This window comes from Larkinella arboricola, from assembly GCF_003259745.1.
Taxonomy (GTDB): Bacteria; Bacteroidota; Bacteroidia; order Cytophagales; family Spirosomataceae; genus Larkinella; species Larkinella arboricola.
In genome coordinates, this window is the sequence record NZ_QLMC01000001.1 from 118,927 (window position 1) to 139,562 (window position 20,636).

General features: G+C 51.9%; 14 protein-coding genes. 11 read left to right on the plus strand and 3 right to left on the minus strand.

Annotated features, from left to right (window positions below; all coding sequences use genetic code 11):
* Positions 1-171 precede the first annotated feature (171 nt).
* The 7 genes from LX87_RS00515 (at position 172) to LX87_RS00545 (ending at position 10,734) form a co-directional block, all read left to right on the plus strand.
* Entirely contained in the window at positions 172-747 is a 576-nt protein-coding gene (locus LX87_RS00515; protein WP_111627422.1) for an RNA polymerase sigma factor, read from the plus strand.
* Positions 748-854: 107 nt separating this feature from the next.
* Positions 855-1,895, plus strand: coding sequence for a FecR family protein (locus LX87_RS00520; RefSeq protein ID WP_111626227.1), 1,041 nt, complete (start codon positions 855-857; stop codon positions 1,893-1,895).
* 288 nt (positions 1,896-2,183) lie between these two features.
* The gene (locus LX87_RS00525; RefSeq protein WP_229310500.1) at positions 2,184-5,531 is read left to right on the plus strand and encodes a TonB-dependent receptor; all 3,348 of its coding nucleotides are present in this window, start codon (positions 2,184-2,186) and stop codon (positions 5,529-5,531) included.
* A 104-nt stretch (positions 5,532-5,635) separates the two neighbouring features.
* The gene (locus LX87_RS00530; RefSeq protein ID WP_111626229.1) at positions 5,636-7,069 is read left to right on the plus strand and encodes a RagB/SusD family nutrient uptake outer membrane protein; all 1,434 of its coding nucleotides are present in this window, start codon (positions 5,636-5,638) and stop codon (positions 7,067-7,069) included.
* Between the two features lie 101 nt (positions 7,070-7,170).
* The gene (locus tag LX87_RS00535) at positions 7,171-8,553 is read left to right on the plus strand and encodes an FAD-dependent oxidoreductase (protein ID WP_111626230.1); all 1,383 of its coding nucleotides are present in this window, start codon (positions 7,171-7,173) and stop codon (positions 8,551-8,553) included.
* A 9-nt stretch (positions 8,554-8,562) separates the two neighbouring features.
* Positions 8,563-9,717: a hypothetical protein gene (locus LX87_RS00540; protein WP_146624407.1), complete on the plus strand. Its 1,155-nt coding sequence runs from the start codon at positions 8,563-8,565 to the stop codon at positions 9,715-9,717.
* Positions 9,718-9,729: 12 nt separating this feature from the next.
* Positions 9,730-10,734, plus strand: a complete 1,005-nt coding sequence (locus tag LX87_RS00545; RefSeq protein ID WP_111626232.1) for an FAD:protein FMN transferase — start codon at positions 9,730-9,732, stop codon at positions 10,732-10,734.
* Position 10,735: 1 nt separating this feature from the next.
* Here the strand turns inward: LX87_RS00545 and LX87_RS00550 are convergent, their stop codons facing one another.
* On the minus strand, positions 10,736-11,827 hold the full coding sequence (locus tag LX87_RS00550) for an alpha/beta fold hydrolase (protein WP_170139283.1): 1,092 nt from the start codon (positions 11,825-11,827) through the stop codon (positions 10,736-10,738).
* A gap of 164 nt (positions 11,828-11,991) precedes the next feature.
* Between LX87_RS00550 and LX87_RS00555 the strand changes: the two genes are divergently transcribed.
* Positions 11,992-13,002 (plus strand): LLM class flavin-dependent oxidoreductase, encoded by a 1,011-nt coding sequence (locus LX87_RS00555; RefSeq protein WP_111626234.1) that lies wholly within the window; start codon positions 11,992-11,994, stop codon positions 13,000-13,002.
* Between the two features lie 59 nt (positions 13,003-13,061).
* On the opposite strand, the gene LX87_RS00560 is transcribed toward LX87_RS00555, so the two are convergent.
* Entirely contained in the window at positions 13,062-14,336 is a 1,275-nt protein-coding gene (locus tag LX87_RS00560) for a PQQ-dependent sugar dehydrogenase (RefSeq protein ID WP_111626235.1), read from the minus strand.
* A 102-nt stretch (positions 14,337-14,438) separates the two neighbouring features.
* Here LX87_RS00560 and LX87_RS00565 point away from each other — a divergent pair, with 102 nt between their 5' ends.
* The 3 genes from LX87_RS00565 (at position 14,439) to LX87_RS00575 (ending at position 19,000) form a co-directional block, all read left to right on the plus strand.
* Positions 14,439-16,043 (plus strand): serine hydrolase domain-containing protein, encoded by a 1,605-nt coding sequence (locus LX87_RS00565; protein ID WP_111626236.1) that lies wholly within the window; start codon positions 14,439-14,441, stop codon positions 16,041-16,043.
* A gap of 321 nt (positions 16,044-16,364) precedes the next feature.
* The gene (locus LX87_RS00570; RefSeq protein ID WP_111626237.1) at positions 16,365-17,312 is read left to right on the plus strand and encodes a class I SAM-dependent methyltransferase; all 948 of its coding nucleotides are present in this window, start codon (positions 16,365-16,367) and stop codon (positions 17,310-17,312) included.
* Positions 17,313-17,704: 392 nt separating this feature from the next.
* Entirely contained in the window at positions 17,705-19,000 is a 1,296-nt protein-coding gene (locus tag LX87_RS00575) for a sensor histidine kinase (RefSeq protein WP_170139284.1), read from the plus strand.
* Positions 19,001-19,175: 175 nt separating this feature from the next.
* Here the strand turns inward: LX87_RS00575 and LX87_RS00580 are convergent, their stop codons facing one another.
* Positions 19,176-20,636 carry a M20 family peptidase gene (locus LX87_RS00580; RefSeq protein WP_111626239.1) on the minus strand — a complete coding sequence of 487 codons (1,461 nt, stop codon included), beginning with the start codon at positions 20,634-20,636 and terminating at the stop codon, positions 19,176-19,178.

Here is a 20,636-nt window from a genome sequence, read left to right on the forward strand (position 1 = left end):
AAGGTATTAGTTTTTTGTTTGAAAAAATGTTTTTGTTGGATTTCAGGAAGTTTATTCCAAGCTTAAAACCGTATGTTTTTATCGGTTGATTGAGGTCGTAACCAAAATTAAAACCGGGATTTTTTGAAACATTTCGGGGTTTATTACAATTTTGTTGATAAATTCTGCCTGATGTCTCTACAATCGCTCACCGATACCGAATTGTTGGGTCTGCTTCGTAACGATGACGAGCAGGCTTTCAGGGAGTTGTACGATCGGTACTGGTACAAAATGTACGTGACGGCCCATCGTAAGCTCCGGCGGAAAGATGTGGCTGAGGAACTGGCGCAGGAACTGTTCGTGATGCTCTGGCAGAAACGCGATTCGCTGCGCATCATCAACTTGCCGGCGTTTCTGGGCGTGTCGCTCAAGAATCTGATGATCGACTACATCCGTCGGAATATTCAGGAGGAGCATTACCTCGATCAGCTCCGGCAATTTTTCCCCGCCGAAACGTTCTCCACCACTGAAGCCGTGCAATTGAACGAACTAACGGATGCCATTCAGAACGCACTGGCACAATTGCCCGAGAAAACGCGCGAAGTATTTATTCTAAATCGTTTCGAGCACCTGACGATTCGGGAAATTGCCCAGCGGCTGAATCTCTCGGAGAAAACCATCGAATACCATCTGGCGCGTTCCACAACCTTTCTGCGCCAGAACCTACGCGATTTTGTAACGGTATGGGTGCTTTTTTTTCTTTCCTGACGGCCTGATTCTCAGTAGGCTGAAAATAAATCTCAAAAAAAGTATAAAAGGTCTTAGGGAATTTTCGGGCTTGTCCGTCTAAGCTTTTGAACGAACGACAAAAGCCAATGGATCGCGCCAAGTACCAGGAACTGCTTGCCAAATACCTGAAAGGAGAATGCTCCGACGAAGAACGGGCAGTGCTCGACCAATGGTACGCATCACTGGACTCCAACGTGGATCTACCAGCCACTGACTCCGAAAAACAGGGGCTTCTGGGCCGCAACTGGCAATCACTGGCCGATCGGACGATTCGCGATCGTCCGGCGGTCCCGATGCACCAGCGGTTCCGGCTTCGGCCCTACTGGGCGGCTGCGGTTGTCCTGTTGGTGGGCTGCGGCTTGGGGTGGTATCTGACCCGACCGTCCGGCTCGGAAATACTGGCACAGCGCGAATCAGTTTTGGAATCACAAACGACGGTTCTGGAACGCATAAATCGCTCGACCCAGCCCGAACGTCTGGTGCTGAGCGACCAGAGTGTGGTGACGCTGCAACCGGGCAGTACACTTCGGTATCCGGCTACGTTCGCCAGCGAGAAACGCGAGGTGACGCTGATCGGGGAAGCTTTTTTTGAGGTCGAGAAAAATCCGCACCAGCCGTTTCTGGTGTATTCGCACGACCTGATCACCAAAGTGCTTGGAACCAGTTTCCGCATTAAAGCCAACCCCGGCGACCGAAATGTGCAGGTGGCCGTTCAGACGGGGCGCGTGTCGGTGTATTCGCCCAAGCTGGTGACCGAAAACCGGGTTAAATCCGATCCCGAAACCATCGGCGTGGTGCTGACTCCCAACCAGCAGGTTACGTATCTGGATCAGGAGCATCGGCTGGTGAAAACGCTGGTGGAGAAACCGGCCATCCTCGTTCAGCCGAAGCAGGTGCCGACGTTCACGTTCCAGAATGCGCCGGTTGCGGACCTTATAACGGCAATTGAAAAAACCTATGGCGTGGATGTGATGTATGACGAGGAGTTGATGGCGAACTGCTACATAACCACCTCACTGGATCAGGAAAATCTGTACGATAAATTGACCATCATGTGTAAGCTCCTGGGGGCGACCTATAAAATCATTGACGCCCAGATTGTCATTTCCGGACCGGGTTGTCCGTAGCGGTGCTACTGTTTTTTGTCGATGGTTGAAAGGAGTAGCTCGTTGATTTTTCGCTGATTAATAGAGGGTCCAATTTAGCAGGCATTTACTAATACATCCACTTATGCAGTATAAACTGAAAACCGTATACCAAAAACCGTAAACCCAAAAAAGGAAGGTCGGCGATGGGTCCAAGCATCACCGACCGGATTTTGCCCCTACTGACGGTTTCCGAGCCGACGCATCCTCGCAGATGGGTACAGGGGCGTTTTGTCTTTGCTTTATCCTTAAACAAAAACGATCAAAGGTATGAAATTACCTCGACTCAATCACGCATTCGTCCGAACCCTTATGCGGATCACATTTATCCAACTTCTCTGTGCCTGGCTGTTCGTTGGAATGACCTACGCCGAAACCGCCAGAGCGCAGGCTGTACTTGAGCAGCCCGTTACGTTGTCAGTTGCCAATCAGGAGCTTAGTGTCGTATTGTCCCGACTGGAAAGGGTTGCGAAAGTGACGTTTTCCTATATTCCGCAGCAGATTCAGGCCGACCGGCGCGTGTCGATCAACGTCGTAAACCAACCCTTATCGACGGTTTTGGACCAGTTGTTCCGGAATGCGGCAGTCAATTATGAAGTAGTCGGCAAAAAACAGATTTTGCTCAGTAAACCACCCGCGTCGCCCGCTTTGCCCGGCATTTCGCCCCGAAATACCCAGCTTCAGACCGAACAATCCCTTGACCGGGACATCTCCGGGAACGTAACGGACGAAAAGGGGGAAGGAATGCCGGGCGTGAGCGTGGTGATGAAAGGCACGACGCGGGGAACGACCACCGACGGCGACGGTAAATACCGGCTGAACATTCCGGACGGGGAGGCTACGCTGGTTTTTTCGTTTGTCGGTTATCTCAATCAGGAAGTCGTTATCGGTAACCGGACCAGCCTGAATGTTCGGATGCAGGTGGATACGAAGAGTCTGGAAGAGGTGGTGGTGGTCGGTTACGGAACCGTCAAGAAAAGTGACCTGACGGGATCACTGGCGCAGGTAAAGTCCAAAGAATTAAATGCCTATCCGGCCACGAACGTATTGCAGGCGCTGACAGGGCGGGCCGCCGGGGTGCAGGTGCAGCAAAATACCGGCGCTCCGGGGGCTCCGGTCAGTGTCCGGATTCGTGGCACCAACTCGGTTCAGGGGAGCAACGAGCCGTTGTATGTGGTTGACGGTTTTCCGATTTCGGGCAGCAACCCGACCATTCTGAACAATGCCGATATTGAAAGCATGGAAATACTGAAAGATGCGTCGGCAACGGCCATCTACGGATCGCGGGGTGCGAACGGGGTCGTGATTATTACGACCAAACAGGGCAAATCCGGCAAAACCCGCGTCGATCTCGAAACCAGCTACAGTGTGCAGACACTGCGCAAAAAGCTGGATCTGATGAATGCAAAGGAATACGCCCAGTTTTACAACGAGCAGGCCGCCAACGATAAACTGAAACCGTATTTTACGCAGGACCAGATCAATAGTTTTGGCGAAGGTTTCGACTGGCAGGATCTGGTGTTTCAGAGTGCGCCGATGAAAAACACCTCGCTGAATGTAAGCGGAGGGAACGATAAAACGCAGTTTTCTTTATCGGGAAGTGTTTTCGATCAGGACGGGATTGTGAAGGGCAGCGATTATAAACGTTACTCGTTGCGTTCCAACGTCAATCACACGATTAGCAGCAAGTTCAGCGTGAATTTTTCCGGAACGTTATCGCGGCTGAATACGGGCCGGAAAGATAGCGGGGGCGGTAGCCGGGGAAACTCGATGATTGCGGGCGGTCTTTCGGCACCCCCTACGCTGACGCCGTATAACGAAGATGGCAGCTACCGAATTCTGGCAACGGCGTATCCGTTTGTGGCTACGGACATGATCAATCCGCTCAACTTTATCAATGAAGAGAACAACCGTACCAAAGCCAACGTCGCCCTGCTCAACGCAGCGTTGGTGTTCAAACCCATCGAAGACATTACCATTAAAATTTCGGGCGGTATCGAAAACCGGGACGACCGGGCCGATAGCTACCGAACCCGTAAGTTTGTCAATTCGCAGGGTAGTGCCAGTGTTTCGACGGCTCAGGAGATGAGCCTGTTGAGCGAGAATACCATCAGCTACAACAAAACCTTCAACCAGAAACATAGCGTAGCGGCTGTAGCCGGTTTTACGTACCAGGATTTTACCCGAACGGCCTTGTCGGGAAGTGGCACCGGTTTTCTGAGTGATGCCTTCGAGACCTATGATCTGTCGGCCGCCATTACGCCGGGGATTCCGGGGTCGGGTTATTCCAAATGGAGCTTACTGTCGTACCTGGCGCGGGTCAATTATTCTTACGATAACAAGTACCTGGCAACGGTCAGTTTTCGCCAGGATGGTTCCTCCAAATACAGTGAGGGCAGCAAATGGGGCTCGTTTCCATCGGCAGCCCTGGCCTGGCGGGCATCGAATGAAGAATTTCTGAAAAATCACCCCTTCATTTCGGATCTGAAAGTACGGGCGAGCTGGGGCCTGACCGGAAGCCAGGCCATTTCGGCCTACGCAACCCTGAATCAGTTGAATTCGGGCAAGACGGTTTTTGGCGATGCGCTGTACAATACGTTTGCCCCGGGAACGCTTTTGCCGGGCAATCTGAAATGGGAAACGACCGAACAGAAGGACTTCGGGGTTGACCTGGGGCTGTTCAGCGACCGGATTGTGGTGACGGCTGACTATTACGTGAAAAATACCCGGGATCTGCTGAATACCGTTGCATTGCCAGCGTCGCTGGGCTATACCAGCACCATCAAGAACGTCGGCGAAGTTCAGAACCGTGGCTTGGAGTTGGGGATTGATGGCCGGATTTTAACCGGTGAATTCAAATGGAACGCTAACGCCAATATTGCCTTCAACCGCAACAGCGTCATCAAACTATACGATGGTCAGGATATTCTGGGCGGGCAGGTTGGTGTGGTGGTCATCAACGACGTGACCAGCATTCTGCGCGAGGGGCGGCCCATCGGCCAGTTCTGGGGGTATGCCGAAGACGGCTATGACGAAAAAGGGAAAATCAAATACAAAGACCTGGATGGCGACGGAAGCATAACAGTCAAAGACAAAACGTACATCGGCAATCCCAATCCGAAGTTTATCTATGGCTTCAACTCTACTATGTCGTATAAGAACTTCGAACTAAACCTGTTTTTGCAGGGCGTTCAGGGGAATAACCTGTTCAATGCCAGCGCTATGGGAAGTACCATCGACTACGGTTTCGGGTTGAATATGCCCCGCGAGGTGTTCCTGGATCACTGGTCGCCAACGAATCCGAACGCCAAATATCCAATTATTAGCAACAGCGTCAACGCCCGGGCGTCGGATCGCTACATCGAGGACGGTTCCTTCCTGCGTCTGAAAAATATTCAACTGTCGTATACGCTGCCCCTCCAGGCCTGGAATGTGAATTGGGTACGCTCCGTACAACTCTACGCCAGTGGGCAAAACCTGCTGACGTTCACCAACTACTCGTGGTGGGATCCGGATGTTAATTCGCGGGGAGGCTCCAACTCGACGGCGCAGGGACTTGACTTTTACAGCTACCCCGTTGCCAAATCTGTCACCTTCGGCCTGCGGGTCGGCTTTTAATTTTGAATGAGTGAATGATAGAATGAGTGAGTATTAAAGGCACTTGTCTCTTGAAAAACTATTCTATCATTCCCTCATTCTATCATTCAAAATTGAAAAGATCTATGAAAAAGATATTATTTCTTCTCCCGGCTTTGTTTCTGATGGCGTGCGAAGATGCGCTGAAAGAAGAACCGAAATCTCTGGTTGTTGAAACTTTTTTCAACACGGCGGCTGAAGTGGAAACCGCAGCCAGCGCCATTTATTCGCCCCTGCGTAACACGAATATGAGCGTCTACGAAGCCACCCTGGAGTCGCAGACCGACTACGCGTTCGGGCGCGGAAGCTGGGCTCCGTTGAGCGATTTTCAGGGCTTCAATGACGCGAATATCACGCGGGTGGCCGGTTTATGGAACGCCTTTTACCTCAGTATCCGCAATGCCAATCTGGTGATTCGGAGCGCGCCGAAGGGGTCGGCCATCAGCCCCGCCGATGTCGCTAAATACGTGGGGGAAGCCAAATTCATGCGGGCTTTCAATTACTTCCAGCTGGTGCGCAACTGGGCGGGTGTTCCGATTCGGACCGAAGCCAACATGGACGACATTGACCTGAAACGGAGTACGGCGGAGGAAGTCTACGCCCTGATTCTGGCGGACCTGAAAGAAGCCGAAGCCGGTTTGCCGGACAATCCCGCCGTTGCGGGCCGACCGACGAAGTGGGCCGCCAAAACCCTGCTGGCGGATGTTTACCTGCAACTGGGCCAGTTTGCCGAAGCCCGTGACAAAGCCGACGAAGTAATCAAATCCAACAAGTTCTCGCTGGTGCCGGTGACAACCAAGGAAGATTTTCAGACGAAAGTATGGGGGCCGGATCTGGTTTCGACTTCCGAAGAAATCTTTTACTTGAAATACGCCCGACAGGTCAGCCAGGGAAATTACATGCTCTGGATTTCGAACCACCCCAACACCAAACTGTTCAACTTCGGCGGGGCGTATGCGGTGTATGGCGACGCGTCGAATTCGGTGTACAAAGCCTGGGACGACAACGATTTACGGAAAAAGTTGTGGGATATTGTCGATTTTGGTCTGGGCGCTACAACGCTCGTAAGTTCCAAATTTATTGATACGCAGGCCGTTGGTCAGAATGGAGCCGGGAATGATGATCCGGTTTACGGCTATTCGGATGTCCTGTTGATTTACGCCGAAGCGGCCAGCCGCGCGGGCAATGGACCAACCGCGGCCGCGATGGAAGCGCTCAACCAGGTGCATCGCCGGGCGTACGGAAAACCGGCAAATACGCCATCAACCGTCGATTATAAACTGACGGATTACAATGCTGCCACCTTCTGGGATCTGGTGTTGCAGGAACGGGCGTACGAATTCCAGCTCAGCGGCAAACGCTGGCTTGATCTGAAACGTACCGGCAAAGCCAAAGCGGTTATTCTGACGGCCAAAGGCAAAAACGTTGTGGATAAACACCTGCTGTGGCCCATTCCGGTTTCGGAAATGAACTACAACAAAGGACTCGACCCGGCCAAAGACCAGAATCCGGGGTATTAAAAAGTGAGCCGGTTTACGGTTTTCCGTTTACTGACACGTTCGAGAAAATAGGGCGTCAGCCTACTGTAAACAGAAAACCGTAAACCAAAAACCGCAAAATCATGGAAAAGGTAAAAAGAAGATCGGCTCTCACGGCGCTCGGAGCACTGTCGCTGGGGATGACCACGCCAGGGCTGGCGAAAGGGGAGGTACTGGCCGAACCCTACAAATTACAGAAAAAGACCCTGAAAACCGATATTCTGGTAGTCGGGGGTGGAACGGCGGGCGTGGTTGCGGCTATTCAGGCGGCCCGGGCCGGTCGGAAAGTTATTCTGGTCGAAAACGGCAGTCAACTGGGCGGGACCACCACCACCGGTGGTGTGGCGTTTCCGGGGATTTTCTTCGCCTGGGGCAAACAGGTGATCGGCGGTATTGGCTGGGAAATGGTGCAGGAAGCCGTTGCGCTCAATGATGACACCCTGCCGGATTTTTCGATTCCGCACGGTCGGCATCATCCGCGCCATCAGGTGCGCCTGAACGGCCAGCTGTATGCCATGCTGATTGAGGAGAAAACCATTGAAGCGGGGGTGCAAATCCGGTTTTACGAAACGCCCACTTCGGCGGTTTTCCAGAAAGGCAACTGGGTCGTGCAAACCGTCGGAAAAGGAACCAGTACGGAAATTGTGGCCAATCAGGTGATCGACTGCACGGGCAACGCCTACACGGCTTCGCTGGCCGGGTTTACGCTGCTGCGCGAATCGGTGACGCAGCCGGGAACGCTCATGTTTCAGATTGGTGGCTACGATTTCAAGTCGCTGGACCTGAAGATGATTCAGGCGCGTTATCAGGAAGAAATCAAGAAAGGTAATCTGGTGAAAGCCGATTTTCGGAACAACATTGTCGGTTTGCTAAGAAGCGCCGGGGATAACATCCAGCACGTGCTGGGGGCCGATTCCACAACGTCGGAAACACACACGAAGGCCAATATCGACGGCCGAATGTCACTGCTAAAAACCCTGCGGTTTTTGCGGACGCTGCCCGGTTGCGAGAAGACGAAAATTATTGACGTTCAGAACGAAACCGGCGTGCGCGAAACCTACCGCATCGACGGCCATTACAAAATCACGCACGAAGATTACGTGACTGGCAAAGTGTTCGACGATGCGGTTTCGTATTCGTATTATCCCATCGACGTGCACGACGAAAACGGTGTGGTTCCCGATCATTTAAAAGAAGGGGTGGTCCCCACGATTCCGCTCCGGGCCTTGGTCCCGAAAAACAGCCGGAATTTTCTGGTTGCGGGACGTTGCCTGAGCAGCGACCGGCTGGCCAATTCGGCCCTGCGCGTGCAGGCGTCGTGCATGGGCATGGGGCAGGCGGCCGGGGCGGCTGCCGCGCTGGCCAGCAGGCTGAACAAAAGTCCGCTGGAGGTGCCGTTCGCGGATCTCCGGAAACTGATTGAAGAACACGGCGGTATTGTACCGGGTTCGGCGCAAAAAGGCTGATTTTAGCGTATGAAGAGCATTCAGAGATTCGGGTTACTCAACGTACTTTTCGCAGGAATGCTGCTGTTTTCGGCCTACCGAAGCCAGGAAACCATTCGCTATTTTCAGACGCAAACCATTTCGTTACAGCCGGATACCGTTCAGGCGTATATCGTCGATTTCAAGGATGATGTCGACAACGACACCTTGTTTCAGGCGCGGTCGAAGGAAGGGTATCCGGTTTTGTATTTCCGGAAAATTAAAACCAGTGTCTGTTTCGACAACAAATGCCGGTTGCTGGACATTGTGGTGTACTGGAACGTAACCGGTCGGTATCTGGGCTATGAGCTACCGAAAGGAGAGTTTTTGAGTAAAACCGAGCACGAACCGTTCAAGCCGGAGGAATACACCCGCCTGAGCGATCTGCTGTCCGACCCGCTCTCTCCGCTGGCGAATTTTTCGTACGAGGAACTGGTGCCAAAGCCCGCTTCGGCGGCTGGTGATCTGGATGCGGTTTCGTCGGCTACGGCCAAAAACGTACTGGATTACGTGGTCGAAGGCGCGGTTTATACGACGTATAAGCTGTGGCACATTGTGTACGGACCGGCGCAGAAAGAAGTCACGGACCTGACCGAAAAGCGGCTATCGCCCGGTTTTTTGCTGAAAATTCTGGAAAGTCCGGATGCCAGCGACAAACTCTGGGCGCTCAACCACATCCGCGGCTACGTTGAGCTGACGCCGGAATTGCAAAACGTCCTCCTGGGTTTTATCGATAACAACCAGTTCAACCGGGCCGAACGGGCCATTCATGCGCTCAGTCCGGAAGCGCTGAAAAACGATGCACTACAACTGGCGCTGCTGGAAAAATATGGCCGGGTCAACTACGCCCTGAAAAATCAGCTCATTACCAAACTCAAGGAAGCGCCCCAACTGAGCGAGCCCCTGAAAACCGCCCTGGCTCGGTCGCTGGTCTCGGCCAACGGGGAGTTGCTGAGCAATACGCTGGATCTTTTCCTGCACCACCGCGTGGCCGATCCCGAAACTGGCCGGATCATTGCCGGTCTGTTGCAGAATGACAACAATTTCCTGTCCCGAAAAGCGTATACCTACCTGAAAAATGTGAAAATTGAGGACCGGATCGTTGAGGAGCAACTCAACGCTTACCGTGTCAAACACAATTTGTAGCGCCGGAAATTCATGAAAGAGGTAGCGTTGATGATCGGTCTTTTTCCGGTTCTTGTGTCATTTTTGGGTAAACCGGTCCAGCCGCTGCGGCTGGTGGAAACGCCGATGGTAAGCCTGGAAGGCGAAGCGCAGGGAACAACCTACCACATCAAGTACCCGGATGACCAACAGCGGAATTTCAAACGCGCCATCGATTCCATCCTGGTGGCAATCGACGAATGTTTGTCTACGTACCGTCCTGATTCGGAAATTTCACGGTTTAATCGCGCGGAATCTCACCGGTTTGAACGGCCGTATTTTTATCCGGTTTTGAAGAAGTCGGCGGAGGTGTACGAAATCACGCAGGGAGCCTTCGACCCAACCGTTAAACCGCTGGCCGAAGCCTATGAACAAGCCAAAAAATCCCGTGAACCCTGGTTGCCCAATGTCGATTCGCTGCTCGACTACGTGGGTTTTCAGTACATCCGTTTCGATGCGGTTTCGGTCCGGAAGTTGAAAAAAAACGTCCGGCTAGATTTTAATGCGCTGGCGCAGGGCTATACCGTCGATGTGCTGGCGGAGTTTCTGGAAACCAACGGCATTGACCGCTACATGGTGGAAGTCGGCGGGGAATTGCGTTGCCGGGGGCAGCGGAGTGAAGGCCAGTGGTGGAAAGTCGGGGTTGAAAGCCCGGTCAGGCCCGGCGGTTTGCAGACGACCATCCGGCTGGCAAACCGGGCGATGGCAACCTCGGGCAATTACCGGAATTATTACCGGCAAAACGGGGAGACGTTCGGCCACATTATCAATCCGAAAACCGGTTTTTCCCGACCTGATGCTCTCCTGAGCGCAACGGTTTTTGCAAAAGATGCCATGACAGCCGATGCTTTCGCAACGGCTTTTCTGGTGATGGGGCTGGATGAGACTCGGCGGTTTCTGGCCCGACACCGGGAGCTGGATGCGTATCTGATTTATAAAGATGAAAAAGGGGCCTTGAACACCGTGATAACAGACGGGATGAAAGGCTTCGTGGACTGAGCTATTTTACTTCCCCCGCTACCGGCTTTTGCCCCGCTTTCGCCCAGTGGCGCAGTTGATCGAAAACCGCTTCGGTTTGTTCGGGCGTAAACCGGCAATGGCCCTGCCCGTCGGTAAACTTCATAACGAACAACTGATCGTTGCCTGCCTGCCGCACAATGGCATCGTAGGCGGTTCCGATTTCGGGCGGAATTAGCTCGTCATAGGTCGTGTGAACGAGCAAAACCGGGTCGCTGATTTTACCGCTAAAGATCGTGTACGGACCCAGAAACGAACGGGCTTTGGGCTGGGCCGTCAGCCGGGTTGCCTTCCGATTGACCAACGCATCATCCGGAAAACCGCCGTACAGCGCGTTCGTATTATCGAACGGATTGCCACCTGCCTGCTGGCTGATGTCGTGGTAGATTTCCTGAAAGAACCAGAGAACACTCGGTACATCCTTATATTTCACCGCAAACCGGCGGGCAAATTGCTGACCCGTCAGTGAGTCGGTTTGCAGCGCCTTCTGGAGCACATCCGGCGCAACAGGTTTGGCGGTGCCAGCAGCCAATTTTGTCAAATCCAGGGTGTTGGGATAAAGGGCGTCGAAGGTGACCAGCATGGTAAAGAGGTGGTTCTGTAGCGACTGGTAGATATGACCGGAGATAGGGCAGAAGGGCAACGCACCCTGATAATGCTGCGGGTATTTCTCGATCGTCGCCAGCGTGATCATACCGCCCATCGAGTGTCCGGTAATAAAGGTGCTATCGGGCTGACCGTATTTTTTTACGCAATACTGCCGCAACGCTTCCGAATCGTCCACGCCTTCCGCCACCGCCCACCCCTGCCGCCGGTAGGCCGACTGCGCCACGGCAAACCCTTTTTTCAGGAAGGGAGTTAGCATGTCTCCGCTCAGAAATCCGCCTTTATGCCCGATGGTTTCATACCCGTGGGCGTAAATGAGTAACCGCTTGGGGTTATTCGACTGGCCCCAGGATGCTGGAAAATCGATGCGGTAGCGCGCTCCGTTGATGGTACCGGTATCGACGCGGGCCACGGAGGCAGGTTGACTCAGGGCGGGTAGCACCAGGCCTAAGAAGAGAACTAAAAGCAAGGGTTTCATGTCATTAAGGAAAGGAACAGGAGCCGAGTTAGCAGAACGGTTTGAGAAAAACAAGCCGGTTTCGCAAAAGAAATGTTTATAGTAATTCGGCACCTTTTTAACTTGAATGATTGTTCTGCAACAATAGAACTTTTGATCAATAACTGACAGCAACGATGAAGTTAAGTGTTTTAGATCAGTCGCCGATCCGGAAAGGCAGTACTGCACGTGAAGCGTTGCAGGAAACCGTGGCGCTGGCCAAACTAACCGAAGAATTGGGCTACACCCGGTTTTGGGTGTCCGAACACCATAATGTTACGTCTCTTGCCGGTACGACGCCGGAGATTTTAATTGCGCACCTTGCCGGGCAAACCGAGTCCATCCGTATCGGTTCGGGTGGGGTGATGCTGCCGCATTACAGCGCCCTGAAAGTAGCCGAAAACTTCCGGATGCTGGAAACGCTTTTCCCCGGTCGCATCGACCTCGGTATGGGCCGCGCTCCGGGCGGTGACCGTGTAACGGCCAGCCTGCTCAACCCGACCAATACGTTCAGCGATCAGGATCTGGTTCAACAACTGTTTGATTTACAGAATTACCTGAACGACCGGTATGCGCCGGGGAGTGTTCAGGCAAAGGTCCGGGCCATGCCCATACCACCGTCTGTACCGGAGCAGTGGCTCCTGAGTTCGTCGGGCCAGAGCGGTACGCTGGCGGCCCATTTTGGAATGGGTTTTTCGTTTGCGCATTTTATCAACCCCCACGGCGGCCCGGAAGCCGTGCAGCATTACCGGGCGCGTTTCCAACCGTCCGAAAATCTGGAGCAGCCGCAGGTCAACGTCGCCATTTTCGTTTTTTGCTCCAATGACCCCGAAACCGTTCAGCGGCAGCAGGCCATGATCGATTACCGGTTTTTGCAGTACGAAACCCGTGGGAAAGTGGACCCGTTCGACTATGATGACATCAAAACCGTGGATTTTTCACCTGCTGAAGAAGCCCGGATTCAGCATAACCGGCAACGGATGATTATGGGAAATGCGGAGGAGGTAAAAAAACAACTGCTGATCTATGCCGATCGATACGAGGTGGATGAGCTGATGCTGGTCAACGTGGGGACGGAGTTTGAAGAACGGCTGGAATCATACCGTCTGCTGGCCGAAGCGTTTGAATTGAAGAGTGTGGTAGCGTAACATTTCTCGACGGCGCGACGGTATTGAAGAACCGATACCGTCGGGCCGTCGAGAAATGTTTATTTTTTCTTATAAGCAATCCGGAAAATCGTTCCGTTCAGATCGTCTGAAACGTACAGGGAGCCGTCGGTTCCCTGCGCCAGTCCGCAGGGGCGGTGTTGCACGGGGCCGGTTGGTTTTGCCAGATCGATACCGGCGAAATTGTCGGCAAAAACTTCCCACGGACCCGACGGTTTTCCGTTTTTAAACGGCACAAAGGCCACAAAATAGCCTTTTTTCAACTCAGCCGACTGGCTATGAAAGGCAATGAAGGCTCCGTTGCGGTATCGTTCGGGAAACAGGGTTCCGGTGTAGAACAGCAAACCGTTCGGGGCCAAATGCGCCGGGAAAGCGGCTGTCGGATTGATGGCCTTTTCGCCCCCCGTTTTCTTGCCGTCGCCCCCGTATTCCGGAGCCAGAATTTTCTTTTTCTGAATGTGGTCGTAATAGACATACGGCCAGCCCGCGTCCACGCCTTTTTTCAACTCGTACATCGTTTCAGCCGGGAGTTCATTGCTTTGCTGGGCCGTATAATACTGCGGGTAAAAGTCGTGAAACTTACCCCGACCGTGCTGCATGACGAACAGCGAGTTGGTTTTGGTGTTCCAGTCAAGCCCGACGACGTTTTTCAAACCGGTGGCAAACCGTACACCGTCATTGTAGGATTGGTTAAGCCGATTGGTATGAAACTGCCAGATACCGGCGGCTGAATCCAGCAGCGGACACGGCATGAGTCCTTTGCCCGTTCCGGCTTCGCGGCAGGCATCATTATCTGACGCAATATTCACATAAATCATCGACTGATCATCGACGGCAATCGACTTGGACTGATCGCGCTCCTTTACCCGCAGACCAGTCACAATTTTTTCCGGCTGCTCCGGCTGCATCACTTCCCCTTTGTCATTTAACTCATACCGGTACACGTCGCTGTTGGAGGAAGCATACAGGTAGTTGTTTTTGATAAAAATGCCCGTACCGGGATAATCGCCAAAACTCGTTTGCTCGTCAATTTTCCCGTCTTTGTTCGTATCCCGAAGCCGGTAAATGCCTTTCCCGTCTTTCAGTTTAGCCAGTTTGACGTAGATATCGCCGTTTTTGCTAACCGCCATGTGCCGGGCCGCACCCAGATCCGTTACCAGAACGGTGGCCGAAAAACCGGCCGGAAGTTTAATCGTCGCGGCATCGACGGTCTTTGGTTTTTGGGAAGAAACAGGGGTATCGTTGTTCGCCCAAACGGTAGGGATGCCCGCCAGCGCACTCATCAGACAGACTGTCTGGAAAAATCTTCTTTTCATGGAAGGGTATAGTGAGTAAATAGGGAACCGGAAACTTAAAGATTGCCATTTTCTCTGTATTTTGGCACTATCACCCGATAAAATCATACTATTCCTAAAAAGATGACCTTAAATCGCCGAAATTTTCTTCATCAACTGGGCCTGGGTATGGCCGGTGTTGGTCTGTTCAGCACACTGCCCACAACCCTCACGGCGGCTCCGTTCCGGTCGTTTCAACTCCCGCGCAGTCTGCCCGAAGCACAGGGCGTTTCATCAGCCGGTTTACTGAATTTCGTCAATGCCGTAGAAGATGCTAAACTGAACCTGCACAGCCTGATGGTGGTTCGGCACGGGAAGGTTGTCGCGGAAGGGTGGTGGGCTCCGTATGCACCGGCCCTCAAACATACGCTGTATTCGCTGAGCAAAAGCTTCACGTCGTCGGCGATTGGGATGGCAGTGGCGGAAAAAAAGCTGACGGTGGAGGATAAGGTGGTTTCGTTTTTTCCGCAGGATGTACCTACAACCGTGAGTCCCAATCTGGCGGCCATGCGCGTGAAGGATTTGCTGATGATGGCAACGGGTCACGACAAGGATTCGACGGGTTCGCTCCGGGCCGATCCTGACAACAACTGGGTGAAAGCGTTTCTGGCGCAACCGGTTGAACACGAGCCCGGAACGTTCTTCGTTTACAACAGCGGAGCTACCTACATGCTGTCGGCCATTATTCAGAAAGTAACTGGCCAGAAATTGCTGGATTACCTCAAGCCCCGGCTTTTCGATCCGCTGGGCATCGAGGGGGCCGACTGGGAAACCGACCCGAACGGTATCGCAACCGGCGGCTGGGGGCTGCGGGTGCGCACGGAAGATATTGCCAAATTCGGCCAGTTGTACCTGCAAAAAGGCATGTGGAACGGCAAACGGCTTTTGTCGGAAGCCTGGATTGAAGACGCCACCAAATTCCAGATTCAGTCGAAAGGAGGCAGTCGGCCCAAAGAAGAAAACGATTGGCTGCAAGGCTACGGCTACCAATTCTGGCGGTGTCGAAACGGGGCTTACCGGGGCGACGGGGCTTACGGGCAATACTGCATCGTGATGCCGAAGGAGGACACCGTTGTGGCCATTACGAGCGAAACGAGTGACATGCAGGCCATTCTGGATCACGTCTGGAAACATATTTTACCCGGTATTCAGCAGACCGCGATTACGGCAAGACCGTCGGCAGCTTTGAAGCAGAAACTTACGTCGCTGGCCTTACCGCTCCCCACCGGACAACCCACGTCGCCAACCGCGGCCCGGGTGAGTGGCAAACCGTTTCAGATCGCTGATAATTCGTTGAACATCAAACGGGTTTCGCTGGCGTTTCAAAACGGTTCCTGCGTGTGTACGTTGCAGGACGATAAGGGCGAACACCGCGTTGTGTGTGGCCTTGGGCGTTGGGTGGAAGGGGATACGGATTTATCGACCATTCCGCTGAAACTGGTTGCAACGGCGGTTCCGAATGAAACCAAAACCCGGATTGCCGCGAGCGGTGCCTGGAGCGACGAAAATACATTTACGATGACCTGGCGGTTTATCGAAACGGCGCATTATGAAAACGTCATTTGCCGGTTTACGGGTGACGATTTACAACTGGAATTTCAGAAAAGCCTGGCGGTTCTGACCCATTCCAAAGACAACCGTCCGGTTCTGAGCGGGAAGCTGCTGGCCACGGCTTCGCAGGGGAAATGAGTGAATTAACTTCTTCAAGGCAAAGTAAATAATCATCCACGATCAGACCATGATTGCGCAACCGCTGGTTGCGCAATCGCTTTTTAAACGGTTAAAAACAGTGGCAGATGTTCCGGCTAGCTCCGTAATTATTCAGATCTTTCTTGGACGTGATGCTACGGGTTAAACTTGGATAATGGCTTTCTGATGGGCTTTTAGGAAAAGTAGTTTTAGACCAGCCGCTTTTCTCTTTTTGCGAATAGAAAGGGGTTATATTCGTTCTTAGACGGAGGACTTTTAAGCTTATAATACGGTATTTTTGTACAGCCAACGTAATGATTTATGACGTGTCGTATCTGTGGAAGTGAAGGTGAGAAAAAATATTTCACAGTAAAGGAAATGATGCTTGGCACACGCGAAGCGTTTGTTTACTTCCAGTGTGACCAATGCGAATGTTTACAGATACAGGACATACCAGATGATTTATCCCGTTATTATCCTCAGGATTATAACGGCTTTGAGCCCCCTAAAGCCAATTTATTCCAGGGTATAAATGGTTTTATTAAAAAGAATAAATATTTAGCTTCCCTGTTTCCTGATAAGGATTCTTTTCGTGCGTTTAAAGTGCTTTTCCCGGCACGGCAATACGATATTTTAGGTTCCTTATCCCTAAGCCTAAACACCAGAATTCTCGATGTCGGAAGCGGCAGGGGAGCTTTTTTATATCCGTTGTATGAGTTAGGGATGAAAAATGTACAGGGGGTCGATCCGTTTATACCCGAGACGATTACCTACCCGAATGGTTATAAGATTGAAAAAAACTATATACAGCACGTCAAAGGGAAGTGGGATATTATTATGTATAACCACTCTTTTGAGCATGTCCCCGACCCGCTGGAAAATTTAAAAGCGGTTTATGCGCTTTTAGAACCTACTGGTTACTGCATCATTCGTATTCCAACCGTTTCCTCCTATGCCTGGGAACATTACGGTACAAACTGGTTTCAGTTGGATGCTCCAAGGCATCTCTATTTACATTCTGTAAAAAGTATACAGGTTCTTCTGGCGCAGGCTGATTTAACGTTGAAAAAAATAATTTATGATTCAACCTCCGCCCAGTTCACAAATAGCGAAAAATATAAAAACGACATTGGGCTTTATGAAGATGCCAGTAGGTTGTACGCGGGGTTTTTAGACCGGAAGATAAAGAAAGTAGAATACGCTCGACGAGCTAATCAATTAAATAAAGAAGGGCGCGGTGATCAGGCGGCTTTTATTATCACCAAGTAAGGATATAAAGTATAAAAAACCATTTGAGAGTAAACTCGTAAAAGCTGTAACGTGTCTTTGGCTGCCCAGCCCGAAAATGACAACTTGAATAGGACGTATTAGGCCGGTGTTGTTGCTCTTTAATTTTTAGTTGAGAAGTTACACAAGAACTGAACAGTATAATTTACGGCTTTTCAGACTGGGCTCTTACCCGGCGACGTTTCAGTGCAGGGCTTACCATCGTTTACCACCCACCCACTCAGGCAGGACTCACAAAACCGTCAGTAGTTTGATTTTTAAAGAAACAGTTTGTTTCTTACCGCTAAAAGTATCCGGGTTACTACTGTCCTATCTGCACATGTACTATGAAAAATGGCGCTGAAATGGTTTGCCAAACAAGTTATGTTGCTTGCTTGTTCAATCGAATAATTCTGGCTGGATTGTTATTCATTATTGGTAGCAATGCCTATGCGCAAAACACTTTATCGCTTCTAACCCAATTACAAAACGCCCGGCACGACTCTACCCGTCTACAGCTTTATGCGCAACTGGCGGATACACTCTATGCCCGTGAACAGTTTGATTCACTTTATAGCCTTACGAAGCAGGCCCTTCGGCTGGCTCAGCGTTGCGTTGCTGACGCTAAATCAATAAAAGTGGCCAAAGACATCGCTATGGGGCTGGAGACATTAGCCCTTGTGCAGGAAAGAATGGGCTATTACCAACAGGCACTAAAATCGTACAAAGAATACCAGGTAATTACGGATAGTTTACGAACGGTTGAAAAGTCGGCGAAAGTTCAGGCGTTGTATGAACTTGAGAAAAAAGAAAGTACCATTCAGTTACTACAGAAAAAATCGCAGCTTGACTACTTGAAGGTGAAGCAGCAGGAACAGAAACTGGCGCTGGCAAACCGGCAAAGACCGTTGTACATCATGGGGATAAGCGTGCTTACTTCTTTGGTCGGGATTACAGGGTATTTTCTAAGACGGTTTTATAGGGCCCAACAATTACTGACCCGCAAAAAGCAGGAAATTGAAACGCAGGCCCGGGAACTTCAGGAAACAAACCGGTTAAAAGATCGCCTGTTCGCTATTGTGGGGCATGATTTGAGGAGTCCGGTTGCCAGTTTAAAAGCCAGTTTTACGCTTTTGAAAATTAAAGACCGTTATCCCACCGAATTAACCAGGCTGGAGCAGGAAGTCAATGGGCTGTCACAGACTCTGGATACTATTCTCTATTGGTCACTAAATCAACAGCAGGGTTTGCAGCTACGCCAGCAACGGTTGTTGTTACAGGAACTAATCCAGGATGCACTGGATGGTTTTACGGGCTTTATCCGTCAGAAACAATTGATTGTTACGTTCAACGCCGTTCCCGCTTGCGTTTGGGCAGATGAGAACATGACCATGCTGGTATTCCGTAACATTCTGCACAATGCTTTTAAATTTACGCCACCCGGGGGTGCCGTCCGCATTTCCATTGCAATTGAGCCTGATCAGACCAGTCTGCGCATTGCTGATACCGGCATAGGCATGGATGTAACGTACGCCGACGCAGACCGGCAAGCCCAGCAGGGCACGGGCATTGGTTTAAGTTTGTCGAAGGACCTGATGCAACGGAACGGGGGGCGATTGACACTGGAAAGCAAGAAAGGGCGGGGTACATCGGTTACACTCAGCTGGCCAAATGCCAAAGAGGACGAATAGCTGTTCTTCCTGAGCGAGTCAGCTTATTTCCTGTCATTCGGGTGCTCCTGCTACCCTTGCCACGGTATAGATTCCTGACGGTGGAGTGCTGTAAACCCGGTTATCCACCGTGCGCCCGGAGTTATCCACAATTTCCAAGCCGTTCGGACCAAAAAACCGTTGGGCCACCCGTTTTCTAGGGCTGGCTGTTTCGGATCAGGGTTGCGTAAAACCGGATCATGTTCTGATAATCCCTGATGCGAATGCGCTCGTTGGTGCCGTGCACGCGCTGGGTATCTTCGTCGTTCATGGGTGTAGGCGAGAAGCGGAAAATCTGAGGGCAGACGCGGGCGTAAAACCGTGAGTCCGTGCTGCCCAGAGTTAGATAGGGCGTAACGATGGTTTCCGGAAAGACGCCTTTGACCGTCTGATGAATCCGCTCAAAACCGAGGGAGTTCGGGTCGGAAACCGGCGAGGGCTGACTGACAAATTTTTGGAGTACCTTAACCTGAATCCGTTCATCATCAATTACTTCTTTTACCCGCCCGGCAACCGATTCCACCGTCTCGCCCGGCAGAATCCGGAAATTGATGGTCGCGGTGGCGTCAATAGGCAGCACGTTGTCTTTTACGCCGGCCTGAAAAATCGTAGGGGCCGTTGTGGTTCGCAGCGTCGCGTTGCCCGAATTCGACTGCGACATGATCCGGGTTATCAGAGGAGCAAATAGCCACTGGTTGGCAAACACAATCCGCTGACCCCACGGCATTTCGGGGCCGATATACGTAAACATCTGGTCCAGACCCGCATCCAGCCGGGCCGGAAACGGATTTTTTTCGAGCTTGCTCACGGCTTCGGCCACCAGTCCGATGGCGGTTTGTTTCGGTGGCATCGACGAATGTCCGCCTTTGCTTACGTTACTCAGTTCTATACTGGCGTATCCTTTTTCGCCAATGCCGATCAGGGCTACGGGTTTATTCAGACCCGGAATACCGTCGGTTTTCAGAACTCCGCCTTCGTCCAGGATGTATTCCAGTTGAATGTTTCGTCGTTCCAGTGCGGCAGCAATGGTTTGGGCGCCCCGAAAACCCGTTACTTCTTCGTCCTGACCGTAAGCCAGCATAACTGTTCGTTCGGGACGGAAACCGGTACTGATCAGCCATTCAACGGCTTCGAGTTGCGCCAGTACGCTGCTTTTGTCGTCCAGTGTGCCGCGTCCGTACAGAAAGCCGTCTTCCACCAGACCCGCAAACGGCGGTCGTTTCCACAGTTGCTGCGTTCCCTGGATAACGGGTACTACGTCGTAATGACCCGTGAGCAGGATGGGTTTCAGGGCTGGGTTGCGCCCTTTCCATTCGTACAGCAAGCCGTAGCGGTTAAACGTCTCCCGTTTCAACTGGCGGTGAATCCGCGGAAACGATTGCTGGAGCAGGCTCAGGAACTTCTCAAACTGCGTGGTGTCCGTCAGCGAATAATCGGTGTAGGAAACCGTCCGCAACTGGAGGGCTTTAACCAGCCGATGAACGGCCGAATCGCCGACTGGAACCGCAGGCGCTGGTGGCACATTAGCCAGTTGTTTCGACGAAAACCGGAGCGTGTTGATCAGCAGAACAATGAGCAGAATAACCAGGCCAATCAGGAGCCAGCGAAGTTTTTTCAT